Raw genomic sequence first — 20,373 nt, forward strand, 5'->3', positions numbered from 1 at the left:
ACCGATTCGGAAAGTTTCTTCCATTTCGGGATTAGACTGAACCCAGTTTCACAGCCGAAACATCCCCCGGAAGAAGGATGATCGATGAGCAGCAAGGACACTCCTGCAGTCCGCCAGACCAAGGGCGGTGTGCAGTCCGTCGAGCGTGCGTTCGGTCTGCTCGAATGCATCGCGAACTCCGCGGGCTCGGCGACGCTGAGCCATATCGCAGCCGACGTCAACCTGCCCTTGCCCACAATCCACCGTCTGCTGAACACGCTGGTCAACCTCGGCGTGGTCCGGCAGCTGCCCAATCGCGGCTATGCGCTGGGTCCGGGGCTCGTGCGGCTGGGCAACCTCGCCGGCTCCCAGCTCGGGGCCATCGCCCGCCCCTACCTGCGCGACCTCGTCGCCGAACTCGGTGAGTCGGCGAATGTCGCGACGATGGACGGAGACATGGTCGTCTACGTCGATCAGGTCGCCTCCGAACGTCAGATGCGCATGTTCACCGAGGTGGGACGCCGGGCGCATATGCACGACACGGGCGTCGGCAAGGCGATCCTCGCGGGTCTCGACTCCGAGCAGGTCCGCCACATCGTCACGACCGCGGGCATGCCCACGCCCACGGAGTTCAGCATCGGTTCGGTCTCCGAGCTCGAGGCCGAGCTCGAGCGCATCCGCGAACGCGGCTATGCCATCGATGAGCAGGAGCAGGAGCTCGGGGTGCGGTGCTTCGCAATGGCGATCCCCGATTCCCCCGCACCGCTGGCGATCTCGGTGTCAGGGCCGGTCAGCCGCGTCGACAAGAGTTTCGCCGACCGCGCCGTTCCGCTTCTGCGGGCCGCCGCCGACCGCATCTCCGCGGAGATGCAGGGCACCGACCGGTAGTCGGCGCCACCAGCCGTCTCCGCCGAAACACGGGCGTTGGACCGAGACCCGGGTGTACACCCGTGCTTCGATCCAGCGCCCGTGTTTCGGTGCCGAAGCCCAGGGGCTTGCCCTGGGGATTATCCCAGAGCAGCCCAGGGCCGGGGTCTTAGGAATCGCCGCCGGCGGTTCCCGAGGTCCCGGCGTTGACATCGGTGAGTCGGTAGCGTCGGGCCGCCTCGGCGGGGGTGCCGGGATCGACCTCCCCGCGTTCGGCCAAGAGCTGCAGGGTTCGGACCACCATCGAATGGGCGTCGATCTTGAAGTGCCGGCGAGCCGCCGCCCGAGTGTCGGAGAAGCCGAAGCCGTCGGCACCGAGCGTCGCGAAGTCGTGCGACAGGAACGGCCGGATGAGGTCCGGCTGGGTCGAATCGAAATCGCTTGTGGCCACGATCGGTCCGGCCTCGGCCCCGAGGCGCTGGCGCACATACGGCACACGCGGTTCTGCCTCGACCTCGTGCAGCTTCGCCGCCTCGACTTCGAGGGCGTCCCGGCGCAGCTGCGCCCACGAGGTCACCGACCACACGGCCGCATCGACGCCCCAGTCCGCGGCAAGCAGTTCGCGGGCCTCAAGCGCCCAAGGCACGGCCACGCCGGAGGCGAGCAGCTGCGCTTGCGGGCGGGACCCCGGTTCCGCCTCGGCGCCGGATCCGGCTTCCGCGATCCGGTGGATGCCGCGCAGGATGCCCTCGACGTCGACATCATCGGGTTCGGGCGGCTGGAGCATCGGTTCGTTGTACACGGTGAGGTAGTACATGACATTGCGCACATCCTCGCCGAGGTCGTGCTCGCCGTACATGCGATGCAGCCCATCACGGACGATGTGGCCGATCTCGTACCCGTAGGCCGGATCGTAGACACGTACGGCCGGGTTCGTGGCCGCCAGCACCGGCGAATGCCCATCGGCGTGCTGGAGCCCCTCCCCGGTCAGGGTGGTGCGTCCGGCAGTGGCGCCGATGATGAACCCGCGGGTCATCTGGTCACCGGCGGCCCAGAATGCATCGCCGGTGCGCTGGAAGCCGAACATCGAGTAGAACACATAGATCGGGATCATCGGTTCGCCGTGAGTGGAGTAAGCGGTGCCGGCGGCGGTGAAACCGGCGGCGGCACCGGCCTCGTTGATGCCCACGTGGAGCAGCTGACCCGAGGTCGCCTCTTTGTAAGAGAGGAAGAGCTCACGATCGACGGCGAGGTAGTTCTGCCCGTTCGGGTTGTAGATCTTCGCGGTCGGGAAGAACGCATCGATGCCGAATGTCCGGGCCTCATCGGGGATGATCGGCACGATCCGCTCGCCGAGCCCCTTCTCCCGCATGAGGTCCTTGAGCAGTCTGACGAAGGCCATGGTCGTCGCAGCCTGCTGCTGGCCCGACCCCTTCTTCGTCTGTGCGAACACCTTGTCGCTGACCGCAGGCAGGGTCACCTTGCTGTTCTCCGGCTTCCGCGCCGGCAGGAACCCGCCGAGCTCACGGCGCCGCTCAAGCAGATACTGGATCTCCTCCGTTTCGGTGCCCGGATGGTAGTAGGGCACCGCGTAGGGGTCGTCGTCGATGACCTTGTCGGAGATCGGGATGTCCATCCGATCGCGGAAGGCCTTGACGTCGGCGGCGGTGAACTTCTTCATCTGGTGCGTGGCGTTGCGGGATTCGAAGCTCGTGCCCAGCCCGTAGCCCTTGACCGTCTGGACGAGGATGACCGTGGGCCGGCCCGTGGTGTTCACCGCCCGCTGATAGGCGGCGAAGACCTTGTGGTAATCGTGGCCGCCGCGCTTGAGGTTCCAGATGTCGTCATCGCTCAGGTGCTCGACGAGGCCCTTGGTCACCGGGGAGCGGCCGAAGAAGTTGTCGCGGATGAATCCACCGGATTCGGCTTTGAAGGTCTGGTAGTCCCCGTCGAGGGTCTCGTTCATGATCCGCACGAGTTCGCCGGTGCGGTCGGCGGCTAGGAGGTCGTCCCATTCCCGGCCCCACAGGACCTTGATGACGTCCCAGCCGGCGCCGGTGAATGTCGCTTCTAGCTCCTGGACGATCTTGCCGTTGCCGCGCACGGGCCCGTCGAGGCGCTGGAGGTTGCAGTTGATGACGAAGGTGAGGTTGTCGAGCCCCTCATTCGCGGCCAGCTGCAGGGCCCCGCGCGATTCGGGTTCGTCCATCTCCCCATCACCGAGGAACGCCCACACCCGCTGGTCGGTGGTGTCCTTGATCCCCCGGTGGTGCAGGTAGCGGTTCATCTGCGCCTGATAGATCGCGTTGATCGGACCCAGCCCCATCGACACGGTCGGGAACTGCCAGAATTCGGGCATCAGCCGCGGGTGCGGGTAGGAGCTCAGCCCGTGCGGAGCGCGTGAGACCTCCTGCCGGAACCCGTCGAGATCGGCCTCGCCGAGGCGGCCCTCGAGGAACGCCCGCGCGTACATTCCCGGTGAGGCATGGCCCTGGAAGAAGACCTGGTCGCCGCCGCCGGGATGGTCCTGGCCGCGGAAGAAGTTGTTGAATCCGATCTCGTAGAGGGTTGCGGCTCCGGCGTAGGTGGAGATGTGTCCACCCACGGAGATCTCGGGCCGCTGCGCGCGGTGGACGAGCATGGCCGCGTTCCAGCGCAGCCACTTCCGGTAGCGGCGTTCGATCCGCTCATCGCCGGGATAGGTCGGTTCCTGATCGGCGGGGATCGTATTCACGTAGTCGGTGGTGGTGACCTTGGGCTGGGCGACGGAATTCGTGGCTGCGCGACGGCGCAGCGCCTCCATGATCTCGCCGGCGCGCAGGGTTCCGCGCACGTTGACGAGTCCCTCCCAGGACTCGAGCCATTCATCGACCTCTTCGTCGGTGGTGCTCCTCAGACTCGCCGAGGTGGTGTCCTGTGTCATTTCGGGGTTTCCTTCTCACGGGGTCCGGGCTCCCGGAGCCGTGTCCCGGCCGGGAGCCCGGAGACGGAAAGACCTGCTGCAGCGGCTCTGCTGACTCAGCAGGTGGTGCGCCGGGTCAGCAGAAGCCGGCGATCTGTGCCCACGCGTCCCTGTTCTCGTCGACGCCTTCGCGGGTGAACGTGGCTTCGATGAGGCCGTAGGGACGGTCGGCGACGATGAAGACCTCGTTCGGGTTCTCGAGCCCGAAGCGTTCGATGTCGTAGAGGAAGTGGTGCTTGTTCGGGCAGGAGAAGCGGATCTCGTCGATCTGCGGCACGGCCTCGATGACCTTCTCACCCATCTGGTAGAGGGTGTGCTGCAGAGCGTGGGAGAAGTGGTCGGTGAAGGAGTCGAGGATGATCTCCTTGACCTGCTTGTACACGGCTTCGAAATCGAGATCGGTGGAGTTGTAGATCCACCGCGTGGCGATGTCGGTGGCGAGGATCCGGTCCTCGGTCTCCGGCAGGGTCGTGTACTTGTCCTTCGGGTAGCCGACGAAGCCCGATTCGGTCGTCTTGAGCACGGTGAGCCCGTTGAAGCCGGAAATCAGTGTGTCCTTGTCGCCGTCACGGGTGAACACGGCGGTGCGCACCTCGGGGGCGGACTTGAAGAACGAGTGATTGTGATCGTTGATCCGGCTCCAGCCGTACTCCTCGGCTTCCCAGCGTCCGCCGGTGACCCAGTCGAAGCTCGAGGTAAAGTGGTCGGCCAGACCCATGATGAACTGTTCGGGCGAACTCACGCCCAGTTCCTTGGCCTTCGCGAAGACCGTGTTCTTCTGCGTATCGGTGGCGACGACGTGTTCGTTGTTGCCTTCGGTGTGCGCGGTCTCGAAGTCGCCCCACAGCTGTGAGGTGACATTGAGATCGCGGAGTTCGTGGCGTTCGGAGTCGCGGTAGACCCGCATCAATCGGTTCTCCGCCTTGCCGTACTGGTTCGATGTCAGTCGGACCTTGCTCATCTTGGTATTCCTCCAGTTCGTCGGCATGCGGGCATGCGCATACCGTGACCATTCGATTGACGAGGCCTGCCGGCGAGTTTCCGGTCGGCTTCGGCGGTTTGTTGAGGATCTGATCCTGCAGGGGGCCTGCTTCCCCTGATGTCGCTGTGGGGGCGGCTCAGCTGCCGCGGTAGGTGCTGTAGGCGAAGGGGCTCAGCAGCAGCGGGATGTGGTAGTGAGCCTGCCCGGCCTGGACGGTGATGTCGATCGTCACCACGGGGTGGAAGTGGTCGATGTCCCGGGCGGCGAAGTAGGCGCCGGTGCCGAAGACGATCCGGTAGTCACCGGGTTCGAGGTGGTCGGGGCCGAAGTCGGAGACGCGCCCGTTGTCGTCGGTGCGGGCCGAAACGATCTCTTCGTCGCCCGCGTAGAGGGTGACTTCGAGGTCTGCGGCAGGAGTGCCGACGGTCGAGTCGAGGGCGTGGGCGGTGATGAAGCTCATGCGAGGATTCCTTCGAGTCTCAGGGCGGCGATCTGGATCAGCTGTTCGCCGACTTCGGCGGTTTCGTCCGCATCGGTGTTGTCCATGCGCCGCTGCAGCTCGGACAGGACCTCTGCGGGTGTGCGCCCGGCGGCACGGATGAGGAACACTCGGTCGAAGCGTTCCTCGTAGGCGGCGTTTCCGGCGGCCAGCTGCGATTGCACCTCATCGTCGAGGGTGCCGAGTCCGGCCTGTTCACGACTCGAGTGGGCCGCCTCGGCGCTCTGTCCCTTCGCTTTCTCCCCGATGCGGGGGTGGTGGGACATGGCGGCGTCGATCTCGTCGGTGCGCAGCGGGGCGGCGTCATTGCGTGCCGACTCCAGCGCGGAGTCGAGGTCGGGGAACGGCCGTGCGGCGATGACCGCGTCGATCCACCGGTCGACGTCGAGGCAGGGGCGCAGAACATTCCGGGCCTCGTCGGCTGGGAGTCGGTTGAACTCGGCCAGGTCCACGGTGACCTCCTTGACGTGCACTGACGGGTTTTCACGGTTCGGAATACCATTTCCGAACAACTGGTTCGAGTGTGCTGGGCCTGCGCTGCAATGTCAAATTGCTCACACCATTTTGTGGAAACTTTATTCCGAATCGTGGATAATGACATGAGGACGATCCCGCTCCCGACGATGAGGTTGAATGAGGGAATGAGCGACACATCTTCGACACACAGCACCTCGGCACCGGCCGCACGAACAGCTGCGGCCGCGTACCCGAGGATCGTCTGCGCCCCTGACTCCTTCAAAGGCTCGGCATCCGCGCCGGCGGCCGCGGCCGCTTTGGCCCGCGGCTCCCGCACGGCCTACCCGCACGCCGCCGTGACCGAGCTGCCCTTCGCCGACGGCGGGGAGGGCACCCTTGACGCGCTGCTCGCGGTCTGGGGAACCCCGCGACGCACCGTCGACACGGTCGACGCCCTGGGCAGGGCCGCCTCTGCGGCGTTCGGCATCTCCCCCGACGGCACGACTGCGGTCATCGAGGCCGCGCAGGCCAACGGACTGCCCCAGGTCTCGGACGTGCCGCTGCAGCCCGAGCGCGCCGACACCTTCGGGGTCGGACTCATCGCCCGGGCCGTGCTCGATCTCGGCGTCGAGGAGATCCTGCTGTGCATCGGCGGTTCGGCGAGCACCGACGGCGGAGTCGGCATCGCCGCGGCCCTCGGCGCCCGCTTCGTCGATGCCAGCGGCGCTTCCGTCGCCCCCGGCGGCGGAGGGCTGGCTGCGGTCGCCGCCGTCGACACCACGGATCTCGACCCGCGCGCCCGCACCGTGCGCTGGCGCATCGCCGTCGATGTCGACAATCCGCTGACCGGACCCCGCGGAGCCGCCGCGGTCTTCGGCCCGCAGAAGGGCGCCGACGCGGAGTCCGTGACAGTGCTCGATACGGGACTCGGCCACCTCGCCGAGGTGCTCGCCGCCTCCCCCACCGAGGCCGAGGCACTGGCTGCGACGCCGGGGTTCGGGGCCGCCGGCGGTATCCCATTGGTGCTCACGACGCTGTTCGGCGCCGAGGTGGTGCCCGGCTCCACCATGGTCGCCGAGACCGTGGGACTGGCCGCGGCCCTGGCCGAGGCCGACATCGTCCTCACCGGAGAGGGATCGTTCGACTCGCAGTCCCTGGGCGGGAAGGTCGTCGCGGCCGTGCGGCACCACGCCCCCGCCTCGGCGCGGGTGATCGTCATCGCCGGACGTGTCGGGCTCTCGCCCGCGCAGTGCCGGGAGGCCGGGATCACGGCCGCTCTGTCGATCGCACCGGGCCCGGCCGATCTGACCACCCTGTCCGAGCGCGCCGAAGCGCTCATCGAGGACACGGCCGCGCATGCGTGCGCACTCGTGGCCGCTGGAAGCACCACTCAATGACGAAAGGATGCACCATGATCACTCAGACTCAGCTTGCCGTCGGGGACATCGCTCCCGACTTCTGCCTCACCGACGCCGAGGGGCGGACCGTGTCGAAGGAGGACTACGCCGGCCGCCGCGTCATCCTCTACTTCTACCCGAAGGCTGCCTCGCCGGGCTGCACGACCGAAGCCTGCGATTTCCGGGACAATCTCTCCGCGCTCGCAGCCGCCGGGTTCGAGGTCCTCGGCATCTCGCCCGATGATACGGAGTCGCTCAAGGAATTCGCCGCCGAGGAGGGGCTGACGTTCTCTCTGCTCTCCGATGAGGGCGCTGCCGTCGCGAAGGCCTACGGCAGCTACGGGCAGAAGACGATCGGCGAGCACACCTTCCAGGGCACGCAGCGTTCAACCTTCGTCATCGGCGCCGACGGCACCCTCACCCACGCCGAATACAATGTCGACGCGCGCGGCCACGTCGCCCGCCTCCGCACCCAACTCGGTGCCTAATTGCTACCCGACGGCGGCCCAGCAACCTCGCGCCAGGTTGCTGGGCCGCCGTCGGGTGTTTCCGGTGCGATCATCCGGTGCGCAACCGTGAGGCGAGCACGCCGAGGATCCGCTCGAAGGGCGCGGTGCGGAAGAGTTCGCCGAAGGTCAGGCGGATGACCTTGTAGCCTCGGGCTTCGAGAGCGGCCTCCCGTGCCTTCTCTGCGGCGATGCTCGCGCGGGGAGTCCGGCCGTTCATCGTGTACTTCTCGACGCCGTCGATCTCGACGATGAGTTTGGCGTCCCGATGGCAGAAGTCGACGCGGGCAATGACCTCGCCGTGGTCACCGAAGAATTCGACCTGCGGTTCGAAGCCTGCGATCCCGTGCTCGAAGAACCGCACGGCGGCGATGGACTCCGACGGCGCCTCCCTGCGCCCGTCGGTCAAGTTCAGCGCGCAGACGACGGCAGCGTCGCCGCGGGATTCCGGGCATTCCTCGAGGACGGCCTCCAACCGCAGCCGGCTTGTCAGGCGTCGGCGGATCGCCTCGTCGAGCATCGGCACGGACACATCAGGGTCGTAGTCGCGGGCGACATCGATGAGCGTGCGCTCCACCGTCGTCACCGCGTAGATGCCGACCATCTTCCGATGCGCCGAGGGGATCTCCCGGTTGCGGACGTAGAGGTGACGGTACTTGCGGCTGACGTTCGGGCGGAACACCTCCACCCGCGTCTGTGCGGGGTAGGCGATCGGCAGACCGTGGACGAGGGCGGCCGAGAGGTGGGAGAAGACCTCGCGACCCTTCGTCACCCGCCAGCGCCCGGATGCAGTGTGGATCTGTTCGGCACGGGTGCGGATGAGGACCCGCAAGGGTTCGATCTCATCGCGCATATCGTCGCGGTGGGCGAACTCCTCGAAGTCCTCCTCGCTCAGTGCCGCCCAGATGGCTTCATGCCGTGCGTCTTCGCAGGACCCGGTCGCCACATACCGCCCACGGGCGATGCGTCTCAGACAGCAGCGCACAGCGCGTCTGACTTCGTCCTTGGAAAACCCCAGCCGATACAGCTTCGCGGTCGTCATACACAAGTACATGACACCAAATTGCATCATTCGACTCCGAACGGCAATAGTCGAGGACAATCTGTGGATAACTTCTTCCCCGGACTACCCGACGGCGGCCCAGCAATCTCGCGCGAGGTTGCTGGGCCGCCGTCGGGTAGTAAGGGAGGGTCAGCGGGCGGTGAGGAGGTGGCCGGTCGGGGTTTCGAAGTCGACCGGGGTCCCCCGCAGCAGCGTCTGCACCACGCGACCGCGGACGGCGCGGGAGTCGTATGCGCTGATCTGGTTGCGGTGGTAGAGATCCGTGGCATGCACGGTCCACTCCTCGTCGGGGGCGAATACGGCGAAGTCCGCGTCATTGCCCTCAGCGATCGCGCCCTTGTTCGCCACCCGGGCCACGGCCGCCGGTGCCGCGGACATCCAGCGGACCACCTCGGCGAGGTCGATGCCGCGCTTGGCCGCCTCGGTCCACACCAGCGAGAGCCCCAGCTGCAGCGAGGAGATTCCGCCCCAGGCCGCACCGAAGTCACCGGTGTCGAGCAGTTTGAGTTCGGCCGTCGACGGCGAATGATCGGAGACGATGCAGTCGATCGTGCCGTCGATGAGTCCCCGCCACAGCGCCTCCCGATTCGACTCCTCACGGATCGGCGGGCAGCACTTGTGCGTCGTCGCTCCGTCGGGGATCTCCTCGGCGGTGAAGACGAGATAGTGCGGGCAGGTTTCGACGGTGAGCTTGATGCCTTCCGCCTTGGCCGCAGCGATCTGGTCGAGCGAATCCGCCGAGGACAGGTGGAGGATGTGCGCCCTCGCCCCGGTCGCCCGCGCCGCGTCGATGACGCGGGCGATCGCGACGTTCTCGGCCTCGCGCGGACGCGTGGCGAGGAAATCAGCGAACTTCGGACCCGAGTTCTTCGGCACTTCAGCCATGACCGCATGGTCTTCGGCGTGGACGATGAGCATCCCGTCGAAAGCGGCGATCTCGGCCATGTCGGCGGCCATCTCATCCGGCTCCAGCGGAGGGAATTCCTCGACCCCGGAGTCCTCGAGGAAGCACTTGAACCCATAGACCCCGGCCTCGTGCAGAGGACGCAGATCCGCGGTGTTGCCGGGGATCGCCCCGCCCCAGAAGCCGACATCGACGAAGGCCTTGGGGCCGGCGACCTCGCGTTTGGCGTCGAGCGCGGCGACGCTGACCGTCGGCGGCAGCGAGTTCAGCGGCATGTCGACGATTGTCGTCACTCCCCCGGCCGCGGCCGCGCGGGTGGCGCTGGCGAAGCCCTCCCACTCGGCACGACCGGGATCGTTGACGTGGACGTGGGAGTCGACGAGCCCGGGCAGCAGCACCTGATCGGCTCCGACCTCGATGATCGTCGCCCCCGCCGAGGCGGCCGTATCCAGATCCTGGCCACCGCGGGCGATCGCGGCGATCGTTCCATCCGCGACACCGATCTTCACGGAGTCGGTGCCGTCGGGCAGCAGAGCCCTCTCGGCGTGGATGATCAGATCGAAGTTGGCGTCATTGCTCAATGTTCCTCCTCAGTCGCCCGACCCGGGCGGCCAGTGTATGCGGGTTCGGTATACCGTTCTAGCCTACTCGTCCCGGGCGTTTCGGCCCAGCCTATTTCGCTGCGGCCAGTTCTCCCATCGGTGTCAGCGCCGTCGGAGCGTCCGCCGGGGTCTGGGCCAGGGTCTCGAACTCGTTGATCGCATCGAGCGCGGCTCCCATCGAGATGTTCGTGATGCGTTCGAGGATGACCTCGACGACCACGGGCACCTGATGTTCGTCCATGAGTTCCTTGGCCACGCGCAGTCCTTCGCCGATGAGCTCGGGGTCTTCGACCCGCAGCGCCTTGCATCCGAGCCCCTGCGCCACGGCCACGTGGTCGACTCCGTACCCCGCCGAGCCGGACCCGGCGGAGTTGATGTTCTCGAACGCCAGCGACACCTCGTAGTCCATCTCGAATCCGCGCTGAGACTGGCGGATGAGCCCGAGGTAGGAGTTGTTGACGACGACGTGGACGTAGGGGATCTTGTGCTGCGCGCCGACAGCGAGTTCTTCGAGCATGAACTGGAAGTCGTAGTCACCGGACAGGGCGACGACGGTTTCGCCCGGCTTGCCCCTGGCCACGCCGAGAGCCGCGGGCCCGGTCCAGCCGAGGGGGCCGGCCTGTCCGGCGTTGATCCAGTGCCTCGGCCGGTAGACGTGGAGCATCTGGGCTCCGGCGATCTGGCTCAGCCCGATCGTCGATACATAGGTGACGTCCTTGCCGAACGCCTGGTTCATCTCCTGGTAGACCCGCTGCGGCTTGATCGGCACCTCGGTGAAGTTCGTCTTCCGGTGCTCGGTCGACTTCCGTGCCGTGCACTCACCGGCCCAGCCGGTGAAGTCCGGCAGAGAGCCGGCCCGGTCGCGAGCGGCCGCAATGAGTGCCTCGAGGGCCGCTCCGGCGTCCGAAACCACCCCGTAGTCGGGCGAGAACACGCGCCCGATCTGCGTCGGTTCGATGTCGATGTGGACGAACTTCCGCCCCTTCCGGTAGACGCCGAGGTCACCGGTGTGCCGGTTGGCCCAGCGGTTGCCGATGCCGATGACGAGGTCCGATTCGAGGAAGGAGGCGTTGCCGTAGCGCACGTGCGTCTGGATGCCGACCATCCCGGCCTGCAGCTCATGGTCATCGGGGATGGTGCCCCAGCCCATGAGGGTCGGTGAGACCGGAATCGAGGTGAGTTCGGCGAATTCGACGAGCCGATCGGACGCATCGGCGTTGATGATTCCGCCGCCGGCGATGATGAGCGGATGCTCCGCCTCGGCGATGAGGTCGAGGATCTTCTCCGCCTGCGCCGAGGTGGCCTCCGGCTTTGCGGGCGCCAGCGGTTCGTAGGTGTCGATGTCGAAGTCGATCTCGGTCTGCTGCACGTCGATGGGCAGGTCGATGAGCACGGGCCCGGGTCGGGCCGAGCGCATGATCTGGAACGCAGATTGGAAGGCTCCGGGGACCTGCCCGGCTTCGAGTACGGTCTTGGCCATCTTCGTCACCGGTTTCGCGATCGAGGCGATGTCGACGGCTTGGAAGTCCTCCTTGTCGAGCACGGCGACCGGGGCCTGGCCGGTGATGCACAGGATCGGCTGGGAATCGGCGGCCGCGGCGTAGAGGCCGGTGATCATATCGGTGCCGGCCGGCCCCGAGGTGCCGAGGCAGACGCCGATGTTGCCCGGTGCCGAACGGGTGTAGCCGTCGGCCATGTGGGAGGCCCCTTCGACGTGACGGGCCAGGGTGTGGCGGATGCCGCCATGGGCCTTCATCGCCGAGTACAGCGGATTGATCGCGGCTCCCGGCAGGCCGAAGGTCTCCGTCGCGCCTTCCTTTTCGAGGATGAGCACAACGGCGTCGACTGCGCGCATACGTGTCATTGTTCGTCCTTTGTTCATGAACCGACGACGACACTGTCGCCGGCTCGGTTCGTGGTGGGGCGGGGCCGTCGGTGTCGTTGGGCCGACGGCCCCGCCCGGCTGGTGTGGCCTCGCGACGGGCTGATCACCCTCGCCGAGGCGGCCGTTTCAGTTCTCGTTCTTCCCGGAGAGCTGTTCGACGACGGTGAAGAGACCCGAGTGGTCGAGTCCTCCGTTGCCCTGCTGCACGGTCGAGGCGACGAGCTGGGCGACGGCGGACCCGAGCGGGATGGCGACTCCGGCCTCTCGCGCGGCGGCGGTGACGATGCCCATGTCCTTGTGGTGGAGTGCCAGGCGGAACCCGGGACCGAACTCACGATCGAGCATCTTCTGCCCCTTCTGTTCGAGCACCTTGGATCCGGCCAGTCCCCCGCCGAGGACCTGCAGCGCCGGGGTGGTCTCGACGCCGTAGGCTTCGAGGAAGACGACGGCTTCGGCCAGCAGGCCGATGTTGCCGGCGACGATGAGCTGGTTGGCGGCCTTGACGGTCTGACCGGCGCCCGAGGGGCCGACGAGCACGATGGTCTTGCCGACGGCGTCGAAGACATCGGCCACGGAGTCGAAGTCGGCTCTGTCTCCGCCGACCATGATCGACAGAACGCCGTCGACGGCGCCGGGCTCTCCGCCGGAGACGGGAGCGTCGAGCGGTTTGAGTCCGGTTTCCTTCGCCTGCTCGGCGAGCTGCTTGGCCACGTCGGGGCGGATGGTGGAGAAGTCGATCCAGGTGGCGCCGGGCTCGGCGTGGGCGAGGATGCCGTCGTCGCCGGTGAGCACGGCTTCGACGTCGGGTGAGTCCGGGACCATGGTGATGATGACATCGGCACCGGTTACCGCCTCGGCGATGGTGGCTGCGGCGGTTCCTCCCGCCTCGGCGAGGGAATCGGCTTTGGCCGGGGTGCGGTTGAAGCCGCGGACGTCGAAGCCGGCGGCGACGAGGTTCTTGGCCATGGGCAGGCCCATGATGCCGAGTCCGATGAATGCGATTGTCTTGCTCATGGGGTTTCCTTCGTGTGGAGTTCGGGGTTCTCAGGCGGACTGGGCGGCGTGGGCCAGCCAGTCGAAGGCGGTGGCACGGTCCTGCTTGTATTCGAGCGCGACCGAGCCGGTGTAGCCGAGCGCATAGGCACGGTTGATCCAGTCGCGCAGCGGCAACGATCCGGTGCCCGGTGCTCCGCGCCCCTCAGCGTCGGCGATCTGGATGTGGCCGAAGTCGGCGGCCGCGGCTTCGATGACGGCGGCCACATCGTCGCCATTGACGCTCATGTGGAAGAAGTCGGCGAGCACGGCGATGTTCGATGGTCCGTCGGCGCGGACGGCGGCGACCACCTCGGCGGCGTCGGCGAAGCGCTTGAGCGGGTAGGCCTCGGCCCCGGAGACGGGTTCGACGAGGACGGTGCCGCCGATCGCGGCGACCGCGTTCGCGGCCAGGGAGAGGTTGGCGACGGCCGTGGCGTCCTGGCCGGCGGCGTCCTGGCCTTCGGTGCGCAGTCCGTAGAGGGCGTTGAAGGCGCGGCAGCCGGTGCGGCGGCCGATCTCAACGACGATGTCGACGTTCGCGGCGAAGTCCTCCTCGGCGCCGATGACGGAGACCATGCCTCGGTCACCGGCGGCCATATTCCCTGCCCAGAAGTTCAGCCCGGCGAGTTCGACTCCGGCGGTCTCGAGCGAGGCGATGAACTCATCGACCTCCGCCGAGGTGGGGCGCGGGTTGCCGTCGAAGGGCCACCAGAATTCGACGCGGTCGAAGCCGGCGTCCTTCGCGGCCTGGGCGCGTTCGAGGACGGGCAGTTCGGTGAGCAGGGTGGAGCAGTTGAGGATGTAGCTGTCGGGAGCGGTGAAGTCGAAGGCCTGGGTCATGGAGCTCTCCTTTGAGGATCTCTTTTTTCCGTATTGCGGAAGTTCATTTCCATTCAGTGAAATAAGCATAGGCAGTTGGCGAAGCCCGCGTCAAGACCCCTCCCCAAAACAACCCGACGGCGGCCCAGCAACTTGGCGCGAGGTTGCTGGGCCGCCGTCGGGTAGTAAGGGAGGGTCAGTTTTTGGTGGGGTGGCCGTCGATCCAGACTTCGGCGATGTCAGCGGGAGTGCCCATGGCAAAGATCGTCGCCAAGGCGTCTCCGTCGTCGGCGGCATGCCGGATGCCGACGTCGAGGGGCTCGCCGGCGGCCGGGCGGACGAGCACGGCGTCGAAGCGCTTGCCTACGGACAGATCCCCGACTTCGTCGAGTTCGAGCGCCTCGGCGCCGGCCGCCGTGGCCAGGTGCAGCAGGTGCGCGGAGTTCAGTGCCACTCCCCCGGACGGGTCGAGCTGCTGCATGAAGTACGACTGCACCCCTTCCTTGAGCAGGTTGAATCCGGTGCCTGCACCCACATCGGATCCCAAGGCGACCCGGACTCCGGCGTCGAGGTGGCGGCGCAGGGGGAAGAAGCCGCTGGCCAGCGCCGAGTTCGACGTCGGGCAGTGTGCAGCGACGGCCCCGACCTCGGCCATGCGCTCGAGCTCCCGGTCCTGCGGGTGGACATTGTGGGCGAGCACGGTGCGCCGCCCGAGCAGTCCCGCCCGGTCGTAGGTGTCGAGGTAGTCCCGCGATTCGGGGTGGATCGCCGCCACCCCGGAGACCTCGTCGAGGTTCTCGTTGAGGTGCGAGGTCACCCAGATGCCGGGATTGTCGGTCACGAGCTGACCGCCCGCGGCGAGGAGTTCGGGACCGGCGGAGAACGAGAACCGTGGGGTCACCGCATAGCGCAGCCGCCCCTTCCCGTGCCAGGCGTCGATGAGCGCCTGCCCTTCGGCCACCGATCGGTCGACGTCGGTGAGCAGGGACTCCGGCAGATTCCGGTCGCTGGTGACCAGGCCCGATGTCACCCGCAGTCCGGCCCGCGCGGCGGCAGAGAAGAAGATGTCCATGGCCCCGGCGAAGTGCGAACCGAAGACCATCGCCGAGGTGGTCCCCGCCGCGATCAGTCCCGTGAGGAACTCTCCGGCCACGGCTTCCGCGTAGGCGGGCTCACCGAGTCTCGCCTCTTCGGGCAGGGCGCACTGGTCGAGCCATTCGAGCAGGGGCTTGCCGAGATGACCGATGGCGCGGACCTGCGGCAGGTGGACGTGGGTGTCGATGAGCCCCGGCAGCAGCACGCCGTCTCGCAGGTCGACGACCTCTGCGTCGGGGTGGGCATTCCGGGCGGCGGCGAAGTCGGTGCGGGCGGTGATGAGCCCGTCGTCGACGACGAGGGCGATGTCGGTCTCGGAGCGCAGCTGCCCTCCGGTGAAGGGGTTGTCAGGCGTGTCGAAGACGCGCGCACGATAGATGACCACGATGGTTCTCCTTGAGTCAGGGGGTGGAAGACTGTTTGAGTCAGGGGTGGAAGACAGTGTCGGTCGGCTGCGACGGAGCACAGACGCAGAAGGCGCCCTCAGCTCCTGCCGGCCTCAGCCGATGCGGCCGAGCAGCTCGGCGGCGACGCTCACGGCGATCGTCGCCGGTGCCTTGCCCGGCAGTTCGGGCAGTCCGATGGGGCAGCGGATGGTGTCGACGACCTCGGGCGCGAAGCCCTCGGCGGTGAGGTTCTTGCGGAAGCGCTGCCACTTCGCGCCCGAACCGATGAGTCCGACGGAGCCGAGGTCGCCGCGGGCCAGCGCGGCCGCGCACAGGTGCAGGTCCTCGGCATGGTCGTGGGTCATGATGACCACGTGCGATCCGGCCGGCAGCGTGGTGAGCACTTCCTCCCCGACGACGGCGAACTCGCGGCGCAGCCGCGCCACGGGTGCCTCGAGGGAATCGAGAGCCTCCAACTGCTCGGGCCGCGAATCGGACACGACGAGGTCGACGTCGTGACGGGCGAGGATGCGGGTGAGTTCGAGTCCGATGTTGCCGATGCCGAAGATCCCCACCGAGGCGGGCACGGGCAGCGGTTCGAGCAGCACCGTGACCTCCCCGCCGCAGCATTGCCTGCCGTACTTGGCCGGGGCCTTGTCGTTGAGCCGCAGGGTGAGCATCTCCGGGGCGCGCTGATCCTCGGCGAGCAGTTCGCGGGCACGGGTGAGGGCCGTCATCTCGAGATTGCCGCCGCCGATGGTCCCGAACAGGTCATCGGCGGTGACGATCATCTTCGCTCCCGCCTCGCGTGGGGCGTGCCCACGCACGGTGGCGAGAGTGACGAGGACGGCCGGCACCCGAGCTCCGCGAAGCTCGGCTGCGGTGTCCATCCAGGTCATGACGGAACTCGTTGTCCTTCCGTCACCGAGGCGGCCGCCCTCGATTCCTCGGCGCGCACGTCCTCGATCGCCCAGAACACCGCTTCAGGGGTGGCCGGGGAGGCCAGTTCCACGCCGCGTCCGGGTCCGCCGAAGGCGCGCACCGCTTCGCGCAGGGCTTCACGCACGGAGAAGGCGAGCATGAGCGGGGGCTCGCCCACGGCCTTCGAACCGTAGACCGCTCCCTCTTCATGGGCTTTGTCCAGCAGGGAGACGTTGAAGACCTCCGGCGCCTCGGAGAAGCTCGGGATCTTGTACGTGCTCGCCGCCTGGGTGGCCAAGCGCCCTCGGCTGGGTCGGTCGGATTCGTCCCAGCGCAGGTCCTCCAGGGTCAGCCAGCCGGCCCCCTGGACGAAGCCGCCTTCGATCTGTCCGAGGTCGATGAGCGGGGACAGAGAATCCCCGACATCGTGGACGATGTCGACGCGGCGCAGCGTGTACGAACCGTCGAAGCGATTGACCTCGACCTCGGAGACCGCGGCTCCGTAGGCGAAGTACTTGAAGGGTTCGCCGCGCATCTGGCTGAGGTTCCAGTGCAGGCCCTCGGTCCGGTAGAAACCGGAGGCCGAGAGCTGGATGCGCTGGAAGTACGCGGTGTTGATGAGCTCTTCCCAGGTCACGGTCTTCGGCGAGGACAGTGCGGAGACGATTCCGCGGGAGATGTCCACCTCATGGGCGGGAGCGCCGAGGATGCCCGCGGCGACCTGCCGCAGCCGATCGAGGATCTGATCGCAGGCGTTCTTCACCGCCCCGCCGTTGAGGTCGGAGCCCGAGCTCGCCGCCGTCGCGGAGGTATTGGGCACCTTGTCCGTGCGGGTCGGCGCCAGGCGCACCGTCGACAGCGGCACCCCGAGGGTGGTGGCCGCGACCTGCAGCATCTTCTGATGCAGTCCCTGCCCCATCTCGGTGCCGCCGTGGGTGACGAGGACGGATCCGTCCTTGTACACGAGCACGAGCGCACCGCCCTGGTTGAACGCGGTGAGGTTGAACGAGATTCCGAACTTCACCGGGGTGATCGCCAGTCCGCGCTTGATGTGGTCGCTGCCGGCGTTGAAGGCCTCGATCTCGAGTTCGCGGGCCTCGAGTTCGGATTCGTCGATGAGCTGGTCCCAGCAGGCTTCGATCCGCTCGGGATGACGAACCGGCTGATAGTAGGGAGTGTCCTGCCCCTGCGCGTAGAAGTTCCGGCGCCGCAGCTCCCGGGCACTGAGCCCGAGCTGCGGGGCGACCCGGCCGAGGATGTCCTCGAGCACGAGCATGCCCTGGGGTCCGCCGAAGCCGCGGAAAGCAGTCTGCGAGGTCTTGTTGCACTTCGCGATGCGACCGGTGACGCGGATGTTCGGCACCCAGTAGGCATTGTCGATATGGCACATCGCGCGGGTGAGCACGGGTTCGGACAGGTCGAGGCTCCAGCCGCCGTCGGCGGTCAGGCTCGCGTCGAGGGCGAGGATCTTGCCGTCGTCGGTGAACCCGATCTTCCACGAAGAGTGGAATCCGTGCCGTTTTCCGGTCATCGTGATGTCCAGCGTCCGGTTGAGGCGCAGCCGCACCGGCCTCCCTGTGAGGGTGGCCCCGAGAGCGGCGAGCGCGGCATAGCCGTGCGGCTGCATCTCCTTGCCGCCGAAGCCGCCGCCCATGCGCAGGCACTGCACGGTGACTTCGTGGGCGGGGATGCCGAGGACGTGGGAGATGATGTCCTGCGTCTCGGTCGGGTGCTGGGTCGAGGACTGGACGAAGATCTGTCCGTTCTCGTCGACGTGGGCCAGGCAGGCCTGCGTCTCGAGGTAGAAGTGCTCTTGCCCGGCGAATTCGAATTCGCCTTCGAAGACGTGCGCGGCGTCGGCGAAGGCCGCGTCGACCTCGCCCTTGTCGATGTGCAGCGGCTGCCCGTGGTAGCTCTCCGCGGCGATGGCATCACGGACGGTGACCAGCGAGGGCAGTTCGTCGACCTCGGCGGTCACGGCGGCCGCGCCTTCGCGTGCGGCGTCGAGATCGTCGGCGAGCACCCAGGCCAGCGGCTGACCGAAGAACATGATCTCGTCGGTCGGCAGCATCGGCTCATCGTGTTTGACACCTTGGTCGTTGACTCCCGGAATGTCCGCGGCGGTGATGACCCGAACGACTCCGGGCATCGCATAGGCGGGCTCGACGTCGAGGGAGAGCAGCCGCGCATGCGCGGTCGTCGACTGCACAGGGTAGGCGTGGAGGACTCCGGTCAGCCGACCGACGAGGTCGTCGGTGTAGAGAGCGGAGCCGGTGACATGTCCGAAGGCGCTTTCATGGTGGTGGCGTTCGCCGACGACCGGGTCGGCGGGGCGCTGGGAGAGCTGACTCATCACTGGACCTCCTGGCTGGTCACTGCCGTGTTTCCGAGCTGTTCGGCATAGAAGCGTTCGAGTGAGGACCGCAGCATCGCGGTGCGGTACTTCGCGCTCGCGCGGTGGTCGTCCATCGGTGTGCCCTCTGCGGCGAGCGTCTCGGTCGCCGCGTGCACGGTCTCGAGGCTCCACGGCCGGCCCTCGAGCATGGCTTCGGTGGCTCGCGCCCGCAGCGGGGTGGCCGCGACTCCGCCGAGCCCGATCCGGGCCTTGGCGATCTGCCCCTGACGCACATCGACGGCGTAGCCGATGGCGACCGAGGAGATGTCGTCGAAGCGACGCTTGGCGATCTTCTGGAACGAGGTCAGCGGCGACAGCGGCAGCGGGATGCGGACGGCGGTGATGAGCTCGTCTGCTTCCCGCACGGTCTGCCGGTAGCCGGTGAAGTAATCGGCCAGGGCCACGCTCCGGTCTCCGCGCACCGAGGTGAGCACGAGTTCGGCATCGAGGGCGAGCAGCGCCGGCGGGGTGTCGCCGATCGGCGAACCGGTGCCGAGGTTGCCGCCGATCGTCGCCGCATTGCGGATGAGGCGGGAGGCGAACTGCGGGAACAGCTTGCCCAGCAGCGGAATGTCGCCGGCGAGTTCGCGTTCGAGTTCGGACAGGGTGTGGGCCGCGCCGAGTTCGATGTGGTCGGCGCTGCGGCGGACGCCGCGCATCTCGTCGAGCCGGTCGACGGCGAGGACGTTCTCGGCTCGTGCACCCTTGATGTTGACCTCGACACCCCAGTCGGTGGCCCCGGCCACGACGGTGGTGTCGGGTTCGCTGCTGAGGATCTCGACCGCCTCGGCGAGGGTGGCAGGACGGCGGTAGCGGCCGATCCTGCCGGTCGCGGTGTCGGCGCGCTGATAGTCGGTGGCCACGGCCGCGGGGGCCGGCAGTTCGCGGCGGGCCGCGAGCGCATCGTCGGCGCTCGGCTGCCCGAGGGCGAAGGCGGCGTCGCGGATGGGGCGGTATCCGGTGCAGCGGCAGAGGTTGCCCGACAGAGAGTGGAGGTCGAAACCGTTGGGCCCGCAGTGGTGCTCGGCCTCGGCGGCATCAGCGTCTGCGGCGTCTGCCGCGCGTTCGGGACGATAGTATTCGGCGGCCATCGAGGAGACGAAGCCAGGGGTGCAGTATCCGCACTGGGATCCGCCGCGTACGGCCATCTCCTCTTGGACGGGGTGGACGGTCTTGCCGTCGACGAGTCCTTCGGCGGTGACGACCTCACCTCCGTCGAGGGCGGCGGCCGGCAGCAGGCACGAGTTCACCGAGGTCCAGCGAGTGGTGCCCTCGGCGTCGGGGCGGGCGATCATGATCGCGCAGGCCCCGCATTCGCCTTCCGCGCAGCCTTCCTTGGCCGCGGTCAGGCCGTGGCCCCGGAGGAAGTCCAGGGCATTGGTGTGTGGTGGTCCGTCGAATTCGCGGGTCTCTCCGTTGACCGAGACCTCAGCGATCGAGCGGTCTGTCGTCGTCGCAGACATCGCACTTTCCTCCTGCGCCTCGTCACTGAGACGCACCGTGCATGGTTGGAGCGGTTGCTATGTTCTTCGAGACTTCTGGTTATCCATGCGAACAGCAGTGAAGAACATCGTCGTGTCGCCAGCGGCAGGTCTCGCCGCCCACGGCGATGTTCGTCAT

General features: G+C 67.4%; 16 protein-coding genes. 3 read left to right on the plus strand and 13 right to left on the minus strand.

The window, feature by feature from the left end; genetic code table 11:
• Window positions 1-84: 84 nt before the first annotated feature.
• On the plus strand, window positions 85-867 hold the full coding sequence (locus tag EB836_RS01565) for an IclR family transcriptional regulator (RefSeq protein ID WP_135537347.1): 783 nt from the start codon (window positions 85-87) through the stop codon (window positions 865-867).
• Between the two features lie 148 nt (window positions 868-1,015).
• Here the strand turns inward: EB836_RS01565 and aceE are convergent, their stop codons facing one another.
• The 4 genes from aceE to uraD all read right to left on the minus strand — a co-directional run bounded on the left by aceE (window position 1,016) and on the right by uraD (window position 5,741).
• Window positions 1,016-3,769 (minus strand): pyruvate dehydrogenase (acetyl-transferring), homodimeric type, encoded by a 2,754-nt coding sequence (aceE, locus tag EB836_RS01570; protein WP_135537348.1) that lies wholly within the window; start codon window positions 3,767-3,769, stop codon window positions 1,016-1,018.
• 115 nt (window positions 3,770-3,884) lie between these two features.
• Window positions 3,885-4,769, minus strand: coding sequence for a factor-independent urate hydroxylase (gene pucL, locus EB836_RS01575; RefSeq protein ID WP_135537349.1), 885 nt, complete (start codon window positions 4,767-4,769; stop codon window positions 3,885-3,887).
• Window positions 4,770-4,926: 157 nt separating this feature from the next.
• Window positions 4,927-5,250, minus strand: a complete 324-nt coding sequence (gene uraH / locus EB836_RS01580) for a hydroxyisourate hydrolase (protein WP_135537350.1) — start codon at window positions 5,248-5,250, stop codon at window positions 4,927-4,929.
• Complete coding sequence (uraD, locus tag EB836_RS01585; protein WP_135537351.1) at window positions 5,247-5,741, minus strand: 2-oxo-4-hydroxy-4-carboxy-5-ureidoimidazoline decarboxylase; 495 nt, start codon at window positions 5,739-5,741, stop codon at window positions 5,247-5,249. Before uraD ends, uraH begins: the two co-directional genes overlap by 4 nt.
• A gap of 189 nt (window positions 5,742-5,930) precedes the next feature.
• On the opposite strand from uraD, the gene EB836_RS01590 reads away from it, so the two are divergent.
• Together EB836_RS01590 and bcp are read left to right on the plus strand one after the other, a co-directional pair.
• A complete protein-coding gene (locus tag EB836_RS01590; protein WP_135537352.1) occupies window positions 5,931-7,142 on the plus strand; it encodes a glycerate kinase in 1,212 nt (403 codons plus the stop codon).
• Between the two features lie 14 nt (window positions 7,143-7,156).
• Window positions 7,157-7,630: a thioredoxin-dependent thiol peroxidase gene (gene bcp / locus EB836_RS01595; RefSeq protein ID WP_135537353.1), complete on the plus strand. Its 474-nt coding sequence runs from the start codon at window positions 7,157-7,159 to the stop codon at window positions 7,628-7,630.
• Between the two features lie 70 nt (window positions 7,631-7,700).
• On the opposite strand, the gene EB836_RS01600 is transcribed toward bcp, so the two are convergent.
• The 9 genes from EB836_RS01600 to EB836_RS01640 all read right to left on the minus strand — a co-directional run bounded on the left by EB836_RS01600 (window position 7,701) and on the right by EB836_RS01640 (window position 20,216).
• Entirely contained in the window at window positions 7,701-8,690 is a 990-nt protein-coding gene (locus EB836_RS01600; RefSeq protein WP_167854312.1) for a DUF559 domain-containing protein, read from the minus strand.
• 150 nt (window positions 8,691-8,840) lie between these two features.
• Entirely contained in the window at window positions 8,841-10,196 is a 1,356-nt protein-coding gene (gene allB, locus EB836_RS01605) for an allantoinase AllB (protein WP_240689537.1), read from the minus strand.
• Window positions 10,197-10,287: 91 nt separating this feature from the next.
• Window positions 10,288-12,081, minus strand: coding sequence for a glyoxylate carboligase (gcl, locus tag EB836_RS01610; RefSeq protein WP_135537355.1), 1,794 nt, complete (start codon window positions 12,079-12,081; stop codon window positions 10,288-10,290).
• A gap of 147 nt (window positions 12,082-12,228) precedes the next feature.
• Window positions 12,229-13,116, minus strand: a complete 888-nt coding sequence (locus EB836_RS01615) for a 2-hydroxy-3-oxopropionate reductase (RefSeq protein ID WP_135537356.1) — start codon at window positions 13,114-13,116, stop codon at window positions 12,229-12,231.
• Window positions 13,117-13,146: 30 nt separating this feature from the next.
• On the minus strand, window positions 13,147-13,977 hold the full coding sequence (locus EB836_RS01620) for a TIM barrel protein (protein WP_135537357.1): 831 nt from the start codon (window positions 13,975-13,977) through the stop codon (window positions 13,147-13,149).
• 175 nt (window positions 13,978-14,152) lie between these two features.
• Window positions 14,153-15,436, minus strand: a complete 1,284-nt coding sequence (gene guaD / locus EB836_RS01625) for a guanine deaminase (protein ID WP_135537358.1) — start codon at window positions 15,434-15,436, stop codon at window positions 14,153-14,155.
• A 114-nt stretch (window positions 15,437-15,550) separates the two neighbouring features.
• A complete protein-coding gene (xdhC, locus tag EB836_RS01630) occupies window positions 15,551-16,336 on the minus strand; it encodes a xanthine dehydrogenase accessory protein XdhC (RefSeq protein WP_167854313.1) in 786 nt (261 codons plus the stop codon).
• Window positions 16,333-18,711, minus strand: a complete 2,379-nt coding sequence (xdhB, locus tag EB836_RS01635; protein WP_135537359.1) for a xanthine dehydrogenase molybdopterin binding subunit — start codon at window positions 18,709-18,711, stop codon at window positions 16,333-16,335. The genes xdhC and xdhB overlap by 4 nt, the downstream gene beginning before the upstream one ends.
• Complete coding sequence (locus EB836_RS01640) at window positions 18,711-20,216, minus strand: FAD binding domain-containing protein (protein WP_135537360.1); 1,506 nt, start codon at window positions 20,214-20,216, stop codon at window positions 18,711-18,713. The genes xdhB and EB836_RS01640 overlap by 1 nt, the downstream gene beginning before the upstream one ends.
• Window positions 20,217-20,373: the final 157 nt, after the last annotated feature.

Origin of the sequence: Brevibacterium sp. S111, from assembly GCF_004745075.1 — a bacterium.
Taxonomy (GTDB): Bacteria; Actinomycetota; Actinomycetes; order Actinomycetales; family Brevibacteriaceae; genus Brevibacterium.